Below are 11,977 nucleotides of genomic sequence, written 5' to 3' on the forward strand. Positions count from 1 at the left end.
TTTTTCTAGAGCAGTAATTGCGCGAGCAAGCGGATGATCGGGCCTAAGATGAACATATCCGAATCGGCTGCCCACATTGCGGTATCCGGAATCGTATCGGATAAGAGCATTTTCACGGTAATGTATTGTCCCCAAGCAACGACGGTGGCTGTGACGAAGCCGCCCATGACCGCGCCTCTGACGCCGCCCGTCAAGTTTCCGAACACCCCGGCAGTTGCCGAGTGGAAGAAAAGGACGATCATCGTCGGCACGAAAATGTAGCCGACCGTATTTCCTAATACCACGAGCCAGAGCAAAGCCCCGACAAACGATCCGAGGAATCCTAAAATGACCGCATTCGGTGCATACGGGAAAAGGATCGGGTTATCCAGGGCCGGTCTTGCACCCGGTACGATTTTTGTCGCGATCCCTTTGAACGCCGGTACAATTTCACCGATGAACATCCGGACACCCGTCAAGACGACTGCAATCCCGGCTGTGAACGTGAACGACTGGATTATGGCGTAGACGATGAAGCTTTGGTTACCGGAGCTTGCCACTAATTCTGCAGCACCCGGTGTGTCTTTGAACGAAATGATGATGGCGCCGGTCAAGAACAATAGCCCCATCGTCAAGGCGGTAATCACGTTGGAATCTCTCAGGAATTCAAGGCCTTTCGGCAATTTGATCTTTTCTGAATCATTTTCTTTATTGCCCCAAAGCTTGCCGCCGAATGCCGCAAGCAGCCCGACTGAAGCGGACGTATGGCCGAGGGCGATATTGTCGTTGCCGACAATTTTCCGGACGAAAGGCTGGACTAGTGCCGGCTGAACGGTCCAATAAATCCCCATGATGACCGACAGGAAGACGACCAGTTTAAAGAAAGAGACCTCCGGTGCCGCATGGACGGCAATCCCCGCAAAAATTGTGGTGGTCCAGAACATCATATGGCCGGTCAGGTAAATGTATTTCAGCCGTGTAAAACGGGCAAGCAAGACGTTGATCAGGAAACCGATCGTCATCGCCAGCGTCACTGCACTCCCGTATTCAGAGTTGAAGAGTTCTTGTCCCATATACTCCCCTAAAGTTTCGCCGGACAGATTGAACACTTCTTTCCAAAGCGGTTCAAAGACGGTCAAAGCCCCAACGATAATGTTGGCGCCGGCACTGATGATCAAAAAGCCGATGATGGCTTTGAACGTTCCGCTCACGCGCTGGCTGGCGGTTTTTTTCTGCAGCAGCAATCCGATCAATACGATGATGCCAAGCAAGATGGCAGGTGTCCCAAACACGTTGTTAGAAATCCAAAAAATAGCATCCATTCTCATTCATCCCCTTTATCCCATTAAAGTAATAGTGGCTCCCCTTGTTATGCAGGTATGTTGTTCTCTATCGCTGCATTGATTTCATCCATGTCAAAGTAATTATTGACGATAATCACTTTCGCCGGATGGTCTTGCAGGCTTTCTGCCAGTTCGTTGCTGGTAATGATGTAATCGGCGCCCATGCTGGTCGCAGAGGACAAGTCGATGTGTTCAACGTCCGCAGTGATTCCTTTCTCTCCCAAAGCCTGCTCAACGTTCATTCGCAAAATTAAGCTTGTTCCTTGCCCTAACCCACATACACATAAAATTTTCATCTTTCATTCCTCCCTAACACAATTTTTAGTTCTTCATAGCTGGCAATGCTTTTCAATCGTTCGACTTTTTCCGGATTGTTCAATAGCATGACCAATTCCTTCATTACCACTAAATGCTCGTCGCTCGTCGATGCGCCAAGGGCAAACACTAAAGAAACCGGATCATTCGCCGCGCTTCCAAAGACTACCGGATCTTTTAATCGGACAAAAGCTACCGACGCTTCTTTGACTCCGTCTTCCGGCCGTGCATGCGGCAAGGCGATTTGGGGAGCCAGGACAAAATATGGGCCGTTCTGCCGGTACGATTCAACCATCGCCTCGACATATCCCGGTTCGACTAAATTGCCTGAAACCAATAATTGGCCTGCCGCCTGGATGGCGGCTTCCGGCGTTTCTGCCGAAACATCCAACGCCACTAGCTTTTCCTCAAGGAATTTCATATTCATAACCCTTTCTGTGTGAGATCCTGTATGTCAAAGTGAATGTATTTGGATCAATTCATAAATTTTTTCTGCCGATTCCGCTTCAATGAGCTGCTCTTTCAATCTTTTATCGTTCAATATTTTCGTCAGTTGCCCAAGCGCTTTCAAGTGGCTGTCGCCATCCACCGCTGCCAGCACAATGAGCAATTTCACAGGATAGGTTCCTCTTTCTGAAAAAGAGATGCTGTTTTTCAGCTGCAGGAGGCTCATCCCCAACCGATGGACGCCGTCTTGCGGCCGCGCATGCGGAATGGCGACGAGAGGAGAAACGACTACGTACGGCCCGGTTTCATCCAGTACATCAATCATGGCTTTGACGTATTCGGTTTCGATGAACCGATTTTCCAAAAGCGGCGCGGCTGCAAGCTGGATGGCTTTTCGCCAATCCGGTACGCGTTTCACGCTTTGGATATGCTGGACCTTCAACAAGCTGCTCAAATTCGGTTTTTCTTCCTTGCGGGAATAACCCGGATTCGGATACAGGTACTCACGCAGCTCCTTTTGGAGATTTTCCCGGTCATGAATATCCGCATGGTTACCGATGATCGACAGAAGCGCTTCAATCGAATGCACCTTTACCGGCTGGACGCCAATAAAAGCATTTACTTTTTTGAGAAGCTTCTCTTTTTCAATCTCTGTCAAAATCGGGCTGACCACAAAAACCGGCGTGCCTTTCTCTTCAAGCGGAATGGTCGAAATGACAAAGTCCACTTCATAGGAGTTGTTTTCAAAATCCCTCAGCGAAACGCAGCCGACGATATCCACGGTTGAAAATAGCCCTTCCAGCTGATGCTGGAGCAGTCTCGACGTCCCGATTCCGTTGTTGCATACGAGCAGGACCGATTTCCGGCTGACCGGCTTTTTCCCCATCTTTTCCAGCCACCCGCCAAAATGGATGGCGATTAAGGCAATTTCTTCATCATTGACTTCTTTTCCGGTAATGCTTTGCAGGTGGCTGATGATTTTCTTGGTAATGTGGAACGTATCCGGATATTTTTCCTGAATGGAATTCGCCAATTGGCTATCGGCTTCCAATCCGTAAAGCACCCGATAATAAGCGGATTTGAGGTGCAAGAATAAGCTTTTTTCCACTTCATGGCGGTTTTCAAAGACAATGCAGGCGTACTGCTGAAAATCCGACACCATATGGGCTACGGTGTCTGCAAGAACCTTCATGAGATGGACGCTGTTGTTTTCAAATAGGCTGTCCGCAAATTGCACTCTGGAACTGAGCAAATGCTTCGTGATGTAGAAAACTTCGTCTTCCGGGAAAACCGTATCAAACAGCTTTGACAGTTTCACCGCGATTTCTTGTGCGGCTTGGTATTCGATGGTCTTGCTCAATACTTCTTTTTCGATCGGATCCACCACAATTTCCTTGCCGCTTGTCAACCGTTTCCCGAACAGCAATAGCCGGAGCGTAAGGCTGTGCAGGAAATCATCCGTGTACCGGATGTTCAGCTTCCGTTCGCTTTCTATCGCAATTTCTTTAATTGCCTTCATTTTTTCAAAAATGTACGGATCCATTTCTTCGTGCTGTTCATTGAACAAGATGGGGAGCTGAAGCAGCAAAGACTCCCAGCTTTGCTTCGGCAATAATTGCTGAAGATAATACACAATCACTTTCCGTTTATCCTCTTCTTTTCCTTTTACCTGATAGCCCGCTGCGCGCTCAAATTGCATGTCCACTTCAAAGTTCTGCAGTTCTTTTTTCAAGTCTTTTAAATCTTCAATGACGGTATTGCGGCTGACTCTCACTTTTTCCATCAGATTTTCTAAATACAGCGGCTGGCTCTTTGCCATCAAATACAACGCGAGCCAAGCTTTCCGTTCTTTAGGCGAATATTCATAATGCCATTTCGGCATATTGTGCAGCCGTTCCGGGATTTCCTTCGCCGTTTCTTTCTTTAAATGAAATCCTGCCGAACGGACATGTTCAACCCGCGGCAATTTATTTTCTTCCAGCCAGCCATTAATTTTTTCGATATCGTAATAGGCGGTCCGCTTTGAAATCTTAAACTTCTCCATAATTTCCTGAGGGGAAACGTAGCTCTGCGATTCGGACAAATACGCCAATATGGCGCTGCTTCGCTGATCCAAGGCCATGACCTCACCTCCTTCTTTCGCATTGAAACGGCCAGGATGCGTTTTGTTCAGAATTATTAATTACTTCTATTTTAACTTCTCCTTCCTTTTATGTAGAGACCAAATATCGCTTTGTTGTTTGTGCAAAATTGGACTGTAAGGATTTCACATCACTGGAAATAAAAAAAGCAGCAAGCCCCCATTGCTTATAATGGTTGGCCTGCTGCTTTCATTTATCATCTTCTCTGGAAGGTTTTACGCTCCCAGGTTTTCACTTTTCATCAATTCATCTACGGTTTCGATGACGCGTTCTTCGTCCGCTCCATCCGCGATCACTTTAATTTCCTTGCCTTTTGAAATCCCTAAAGACATGACGCCCATAATCGATTTCATGTTCACTTGCTTCTCTTTGAATTCCAATTTGACCTCAGATGCGAATGATGAAACGCTCGCTACTAGTTTTGCTGCTGGGCGTGCATGAAGCCCTTCGTCGCTTGTAATCGTGTAATTTTTTTCAATCATTTTCTAATCTCCTCTTTATCGTTTAATATCGGTGATGAATTTATAGCGGTCCGCCCGGTAAATGCTTCGAACAAGTTCAAACGGACTGCCATTCCCCAAATAGCTGAGGCGTTCAATGCACAGCACCGGGGACGGCATGCCAATTTTCAAAAGCTCGGCATCTTCCTTTTTCACCAGAGCAGCTTCCATTCGCTGGGAAGCATGGCTGATCCTTAACTGCTGCTCTTCTATTATAGAATAAAGTGAGCCTTTTAGCGCTTCTTCCGTTAGTCCGGGGAAAAGTTTTACAGGCAAAAATGTCCGTTCGATGGCCATCGGCTTGTCATCTGCGTAGCGGATCCGTTTAAAGGAAAACACTTTTTCTCCGCTCTGGAGGCCCAGTTCCCCGGCAACGTCCGGTTCCGGGTCGATTTCCTTGAACTCGATAAGTTGGTTACTCGGAGTCATGCCGCGGGCTTTCATGTCTTCTGTGAAGCTCGTAAGCCCGGTCAGCGGTTGTTCCACTTTCGGGATGGCCACAAAGGTGCCGCGGCCCTTTTCACGGTAGAGCAGGCCGTCATTGACTAGATTCGTGACGGCTTGCCGCAACGTCATGCGGCTGACGCCAAAGCTTTCCGTCAACTCGCGTTCTGACGGAATCGCGGCACCTGCTTCAAATTCTCCCGCTGAAATACGGGCTCTCAACTGTTCTTCGATTTGAATATAGATGGGGATGGGAGATTGCTTATCGAGCAATTCGTTCACAGCCCTTCTGCCTCAACCAACCGATAGGCTTCGCGGTCTGCAATCAACGTGACATCGGCATGCTTCCATAAAAATGAAGCCGGAAAATCCTCGCTGATGTTTTTTTCCAATAAGGTTTTCACCGCTTCGGCTTTTTGTTCGCCGGAAGCCAGCAAGAGAATCTTCCTGCTCTTTAATATCGAAGCAATGCCCATCGTAATGGCATGGGTCGGCACTTCATCAAGCGATTCAAAAAAACGGGCATTGTTCTGGCGGGTCGAATCGTCCAGTTCAATGATATGCGTCAAGCTCTCTTCAGCGGTTCCGGGTTCGTTGAAACCGATATGTCCGTTTGTCCCCATCCCGAGAATTTGCAGATCAATCGGCCCGATTCGGTCAATCAATGCTTCGTAGCGCAAGCATTCCTCTTCCACCGAATGTGCCTGGCCATTCGGGATATACGTATGGCTCATGGAGATATCGATCTGCTTGAACAAGTTTTCAATCATGAAAATCCGGTAGCTGTTCGGATGGTTTTTATTGAGCCCTCTGTATTCATCCAGATTGAAAGTTTGGACATGTTCATAAGAAATGCCGCGTTGCTGATGGCCTTCAATCATTCGCGCATATAGCCCGAGCGGCGTGGAACCGGTCGCAAGCCCAAGAACCGAATGCGGATTTTCAGAAACTTGCTGTTCCAGAATTTCCGCAGCGCGTCTGCTCATTTCTTCGTAATTTTCAACTACGATCGTGTTCATTGCATTTCCTCCTTTGCAAAAGCAATCGTCCCCCTGCAAATTGTCATCTGAACGTTTAACTCCTCATCCAATAGGACAAGATCCGCGTCTCTTCCCGCTTCGATCTTCCCTTTTTTCGCCAGCCCCAGCTCTTTGGCGGCATTGGAAGAAGTCATCGCAACCAAGTCTGAAATGCTGCAATGGGTCACGGAGCGCACATTGCGAATCGCGCGGTCCATCGTCAAGATGCTCCCGGCCAAAGCGCCGCTTTCAAGCCGTGCCCCGGTTTCTGTCACGTGGACGTCCTGTCCCGCCAAGTCATAAACGCCATTCGGCAACCCTTTCGCCCGCATCGCATCCGTGATCAGGATGAGCCGGTCCGGCCCTTTTAGCCGATATGCCATTTCAACCGATTTCGGATGGCTGTGAATAAAATCAGCGATCAGTTCGACGGTCAATTTTTCTTCCAATAGCGCGGTCCCGACTACACCCGGATCGCGGTGGTGAAACGCACTCATCTGGTTATACAAATGCGTGATGTGGCTTGCGCCTGCGCCAATCGCTTTTTGCATCTCATCGTAAGTGGCATCTGAATGGCCCATTGAAGCGATGATGCCCGCCGATTTCAGCTGTTTGACAAAAGCGAAACCGCCTTCGATTTCGGGTGCCATCGTAATCATTTTGATGCGCTTTCCGCTGAGCACTTGCCATTTATTGAAAAGCGAAGCCGATGGCAGCGTGATGAATTCTGCTGGCTGCGCGCCTGGCTGCTCCGGTGAAATGAATGGCCCTTCCAAATGGATTCCCAGCATTTCTGCCTGGTTTTCATCCGCTTCAAACGTGCTGGCGTTTTCCAACGCTTTTGAAATGGCTTCGTCCGATTGGGTCATCGATGTTGCAAGGAAGCTGGTTGTCCCTTCTTTAGGCAACGACGCCGCCATTCCATCCAAAGCTTCCGGCGTAGCATCCATGACGTCGTGTCCGGCAGATCCGTGGATGTGGACATCGATAAATCCGGGAGCCGCGGTCCAATTCTTGTCCTTGCCATCGATTTCGATATCAGCAGGACGCGAGATTTCAGGTGCTATTTCAATTATTTCTTTTCCTTCTATAAAAATGTCGCCCATAAAGCTTTCATTTACGGCATCGGCAATCCATACACGCGAGATTTTCATGGTCTTCTTCATTTTTATCCGCTCCTTATGAAAAACCAGGAAACTCGAGATCCGAGTTCCTGGCTAGACGGTTTCTTATTTATTCGACTTTTAGAATAGACGCAGTTCCCTGCTTCTGATTGCCGTCTTTTAGCATCTGCAATTTTTGTCCGGTTAAGTTCGTAAAGATGACCGGCGTGACAATAGACGGTGCATTGGCTTCGAGGTAGGCAAGATCAAGTTTCAATAACGCATCTCCTGCCTGGACGAGCTGCCCTTGCTCGACTAAAGCTTCAAACCCCTCGCCTTTTAATTTTACCGTATCCAGCCCCACATGAATAAGAAGTTCGACTCCTGTATCCGTTTGGATGCCGATCGCGTGTTTTGTCGGGAAAACCGTGACGACTTTTCCGTCAATCGGTGAATGCAGCATATTTCCTGAAGGGATGATGCCAAATCCTGGCCCCATCATTTCTTTTGCAAAGACATCATCCGGCACTTCAGCGAGCGGAATGATTTTACCGTCAATCGGCATAAAGAAATCTTTGTCGATGATGACTTTCGGAAGATCCGCTTCAGCCGGCAATTTTTCAATCGGTGCATCCAGATTTTCCGGAGTTGGATTTCCTTTTGCCAAACGGCTCTTCATGGCATCCGCCAAGAACTCAACCGCTGTTCCGATTACTACCTGGACATTGGTTTTATTGACTTTCATCAAGCCCATTGCGCCATGGCGCTTCAATTCTTTTTCGTTCACTTTGTCTGCGTCTTTCACTGTCAGGCGCAAACGCGTCGTGCAATAATCGACGGTTTGGATGTTATCGCTGCCGCCAAGTGCGTTGATCGTGTGGTAAGCGCGGATGTCGATTCCGTTATTGCCTGTATCCGCATTGCCGTTTTCTTCGTCTTCATCTTCACGCCCTGGCGTTTTCAAGTCCAGTTTGATGATCAGGAAATAGAAAATGAAGAAGTAAATCACACCTACGACAAGGCCCATAACGAGCAAGACAAGCGGGTTCTGGGCAAGCCCGTAGTTCAACACATAATCGATGGCGCCGGCCGAGAAGCCGAAGCCGTGATGGACATCCAGTGCATAAGCGACCATCATTGATACGCCGGTTAACAGCGCATGGACCACATATAATAATGGCGATAAGAACATGAATGAGAATTCAATCGGCTCTGTGATCCCTGTAAGGAACGAGGTGAAACCGATACTGAAGAGCATTCCGCCGATGAGGGCTTTGCGTTCTTTTTTAGCAGCTGCATACATCGCAAGGCAAGCAGCAGGCAGGCCGAACATCATGATCGGGAAGAAACCGGAAAGGAATGGCCCCGCTGTCGGGTCCCCTTTTAGGAAACGGTTGATCTCGCCGCGCACGACTTCGCCTGTTGCATCGGTAAACGTCCCAAAGTCAAACCAGACAATCGTGTTGATGACATGGTGCAAACCGGTCGGCAACAGCAAACGGTTCAAGAAACCATAAGCCCCGACGCCGAACATGCCGGCATTCAAGATCCAATCGCCGGCTCCGTCAATCAAATCTTGCACTGGCGGCCATGCATAGCCTAAAATCCCGGCAAGTACGGTCATGGTTGCCGCGGTGACAATCGGAACGAAACGCCGGCCGCCGAAGAAAGCGAGCCAGGTCGGTAATTTCACATTATAGAACTTGTTGTATAGAAGCCCCCCGACAATCCCTGAGAGAATCCCGGCAAAAACGCCCATATTAATGGACTCATTGATCGTTACGATCGCTGAAGTTAAAACAAGATATGCAACGGCACCGGCGAGTGCGGCTCCTCCGTTGCTGTCATGGGCAAGCCCGAAAGCAATCCCGATCGCAAAAATGATGGCCAAGTTGTCGATGATCCCTGCTCCTGCCGCTGACAGAAACGGAATGCCGAAGAGGTCATCTTGCCCTAAACGCAGCAGCAAAGCGGCTGCAGGCAATGTTGCAATGGGGAACATTAACGACTTCCCGATTTTTTGCAGAAAACTGAACAAGTTAATTCCACCCTTCTTATTGGTTTTTAGCCGTCACTATGACGAGAAAATGTATAGATGTCTATACCAATTCTATTCCTATATGTATGCGTTTTCAATACTATTTTTTATTTAATGGAATAATTCTTTTTTCTGGTGAAGGTCCCTAGATTTTCGAGACAAAAGACTTCTGTTGACAGCTTCAAAAAACAGGCATACAGTTAGCTATTATTTCACTCTTATCTATAGGAAGTGCCATTGTGAAGCCATCCAAAAAAAAGCAAGTTAAAATCTCTCCACCCATCGTCATTGCTAGCAGCTTTTTGTTTTTAATCACCTTAGGGACCCTGCTATTAAAGCTGCCGATTGCTACAACTGCACCGATTTCCTGGACAGACACTTTGTTTACTGCCACATCGGCCACTACGGTCACTGGACTTAGCGTATTTGACACTGACACCACGTTGACCCTATTCGGTGAAATGGTCTTGCTCTTGCTAATCCAGTGCGGCGGTATCGGGCTGATGACTTTTGCAGTAGCAACCCTGATTTTGCTGCGGCGGAAAATCGGCCTCCAAAATCGGATCTACCTGCAAGAATCCTTCTCTCAAAACTCCATTGGGGGAATTGTCAAACTCGTGAAAATGATCCTTACTTTCGCGTTAAGTGTGGAAGCGATCGCTATCGCCATGCTGACAATTTATTGGCTGCCGGACTATGGCTTTCAGGAAGCAGTGAATTTAAGCGTCTTCCACGTTATTTCCGCTTTCAACAATGCCGGTTTTTCTTTGTTCCCGGACAACTTGATGAGCTTCGGCAATGACCCTTTTGTCCTGGTACTGTTGTCCAGCCTGTTTATTCTTGGTGGCTTAGGATTTACTGTCGTCGTCGATATTTATCAAAAAAAATCTTTGCGCTCCTGGTCGCTCCATACAAAATTGATGGTGTGGGGAACGCTCGCCTTGAATCTAGGCGCAACCTTGATCATTCTCGCCTTGGAGTTTGGCAATCCGGAATCACTTGGCGGAAAGTCGTGGGGAGAAAAAATCTTGTCTTCCTATTTTGCAGCCGTAACGCCGAGAACCGCAGGATTCAACGTTTTCGATTACGGAACATTGGAAGATCCGACCTTGTTATTCACGATGGCATTAATGTTCATTGGCGCCGGCAGTGCTTCGACGGCATCCGGGATTAAGCTGACCACTTTTATCGTCGTGCTGCTATCGACTTATGCTTTTTTGCGCTCACAAAAAGAACCGGAGATCTTTGGCCGTGCAATACGGATCGAAACCATTGTCCGGTCGCTCGCCATCACAACCATCAGCCTTCTGCTCGTGCTATTGTTTTCTTTCTTGCTGACCGTGACAGAGAAAATCCCTTTTCTGCCTTTAGTGTTTGAAGTTGTATCCGCATTCGGGACAGTGGGGCTTTCCATGGGAATCACGGCACAATTATCTGATCTCGGCGAAATTCTTTTAAGCCTCGTGATGTTCGTCGGCCGAATTGGTCCGCTCACTTTGTTTTTCATCTTAATGAAACCGAAGAAAGACCATTTCCGCTATCCGTACGACCAAGTATTTACGGGTTAAGAAAAATAGCCTGCCGGCAAAAGCCGGCAGGCTATTTTAATGCGACTGGATTCCAGACTATCTCTTTCTTCAACAAGAATCCCGATCGATCAGGCTTGGTTGAAGCCGGTGCACAACCGAGCTTTCTTTTTCCGAAGTTCCGTTGATCTGCTTCAACAAAAGCTCAGCTGCCAAGTTCCCCATTTCAATGGTTGGCTGCGAAACGACGGTAAGCGGAGGTGAGTAGAAGCTTGCAAACGGCACTTCGTCAATGCCGATGACTGCGACATCTTTTGGAATATGCAGCTGCTGCTCTTTCATGAATTTCAGCACTTCGATCAAGACAATATCATTGCCGGCAAGAATGGCTTCCGGCGGCTCTTCCAAAGCAAACAAATCTTCCAGCACATTTTGGATTTTCTCTGCATCGGCTGTTTGGATATACGCCGGATTGGCTGTCAGGTTCGCATCTTCAAGCGCTTTGCGATATCCTTCAATCCGTTCCACCCGCGGGCTCGTATTGCGGATGATGGAAGTCGTCACAATCGCAACTTTTGAATAGCCGCTCTCGGTGAATTTGCGGATCGCCAGTTCAGCTGCCCGGTGATTGTCCAGCATGACCGTTTCGATTTCCAGCCCTTCAATTTTCCGGTCCATGAAGACAACTGGAAAATTTCTTTTTTTCATTTGTTCGTATAAGTCCAAGTTTCCACCGGTCGGGAAGATGATCAACCCGTCGACTTGTTTCGCCAGGAGCATTTCAATGTAATTCCGCTCTTTTTCAGGTTCGTCATCGGCATTGCAGATAATCGTATGAAATCCTTGCCCATTGAAATTGTTTTCAATGGTCCGGAGGATCTGCGTAGAAAAACTGTGAAGAATATTTGCCACGATCACACCGACCGTAAATGTCGACTTCTGCTTCAAACTTCTTGCAATGACATTCGGATGATAGTTCAATTCTTCGATTGACGCTTCAATTCGTTTCCGGGTGTTTTCGCTCATGTATTCATAGCGTTTATTCAGATACTGCGAAACGGTGCTTTTAGATACTTTTGCATGTTCCGCCACTTCTGCGATGGTCACGTTTTTCATGGACGC

General features: G+C 47.9%; 11 protein-coding genes. 1 reads left to right on the top strand and 10 read right to left on the bottom strand.

Annotation, left to right across the window (positions count from 1 at the left end):
* Positions 1–5: 5 nt before the first annotated feature.
* The 9 genes from BN1080_RS14035 to nagE form a co-directional block, all read right to left on the bottom strand.
* Positions 6–1,301, bottom strand: a complete 1,296-nt coding sequence (locus BN1080_RS14035) for a PTS ascorbate transporter subunit IIC (RefSeq protein ID WP_052652980.1) — start codon at positions 1,299–1,301, stop codon at positions 6–8.
* Positions 1,302–1,348: 47 nt separating this feature from the next.
* Positions 1,349–1,618 (bottom strand): PTS sugar transporter subunit IIB, encoded by a 270-nt coding sequence (locus BN1080_RS14040; RefSeq protein WP_052652982.1) that lies wholly within the window; start codon positions 1,616–1,618, stop codon positions 1,349–1,351.
* Entirely contained in the window at positions 1,615–2,058 is a 444-nt protein-coding gene (locus BN1080_RS14045) for a PTS sugar transporter subunit IIA (RefSeq protein ID WP_052652984.1), read from the bottom strand. The genes BN1080_RS14040 and BN1080_RS14045 overlap by 4 nt, the downstream gene beginning before the upstream one ends.
* A 33-nt stretch (positions 2,059–2,091) precedes the next feature.
* Positions 2,092–4,206, bottom strand: coding sequence for a BglG family transcription antiterminator (locus BN1080_RS14050; protein WP_052652986.1), 2,115 nt, complete (start codon positions 4,204–4,206; stop codon positions 2,092–2,094).
* Between the two features lie 234 nt (positions 4,207–4,440).
* Positions 4,441–4,707 (bottom strand): phosphocarrier protein HPr, encoded by a 267-nt coding sequence (locus tag BN1080_RS14055; protein ID WP_052652988.1) that lies wholly within the window; start codon positions 4,705–4,707, stop codon positions 4,441–4,443.
* Between the two features lie 15 nt (positions 4,708–4,722).
* Positions 4,723–5,442, bottom strand: coding sequence for a GntR family transcriptional regulator (locus BN1080_RS14060; RefSeq protein ID WP_052654648.1), 720 nt, complete (start codon positions 5,440–5,442; stop codon positions 4,723–4,725).
* Positions 5,443–5,447: 5 nt separating this feature from the next.
* Positions 5,448–6,188: a glucosamine-6-phosphate deaminase gene (gene nagB, locus BN1080_RS14065; protein ID WP_052652990.1), complete on the bottom strand. Its 741-nt coding sequence runs from the start codon at positions 6,186–6,188 to the stop codon at positions 5,448–5,450.
* Complete coding sequence (gene nagA, locus BN1080_RS14070; RefSeq protein ID WP_110925659.1) at positions 6,185–7,354, bottom strand: N-acetylglucosamine-6-phosphate deacetylase; 1,170 nt, start codon at positions 7,352–7,354, stop codon at positions 6,185–6,187. The genes nagB and nagA overlap by 4 nt, the downstream gene beginning before the upstream one ends.
* A 67-nt stretch (positions 7,355–7,421) precedes the next feature.
* Positions 7,422–9,329, bottom strand: a complete 1,908-nt coding sequence (gene nagE, locus BN1080_RS14075; RefSeq protein WP_052652992.1) for an N-acetylglucosamine-specific PTS transporter subunit IIBC — start codon at positions 9,327–9,329, stop codon at positions 7,422–7,424.
* A gap of 239 nt (positions 9,330–9,568) precedes the next feature.
* Between nagE and BN1080_RS14080 the strand changes: the two genes are divergently transcribed.
* Entirely contained in the window at positions 9,569–10,897 is a 1,329-nt protein-coding gene (locus BN1080_RS14080; protein WP_052652994.1) for a TrkH family potassium uptake protein, read from the top strand.
* 69 nt (positions 10,898–10,966) lie between these two features.
* Here the strand turns inward: BN1080_RS14080 and BN1080_RS14085 are convergent, their stop codons facing one another.
* Positions 10,967–11,971: a LacI family DNA-binding transcriptional regulator gene (locus tag BN1080_RS14085; RefSeq protein WP_052652996.1), complete on the bottom strand. Its 1,005-nt coding sequence runs from the start codon at positions 11,969–11,971 to the stop codon at positions 10,967–10,969.
* Positions 11,972–11,977: the final 6 nt, after the last annotated feature.

Source organism: Planococcus massiliensis, assembly GCF_000821325.1.
In the GTDB taxonomy this organism is placed as follows: domain Bacteria; phylum Bacillota; class Bacilli; order Bacillales_A; family Planococcaceae; genus Planococcus; species Planococcus ruber.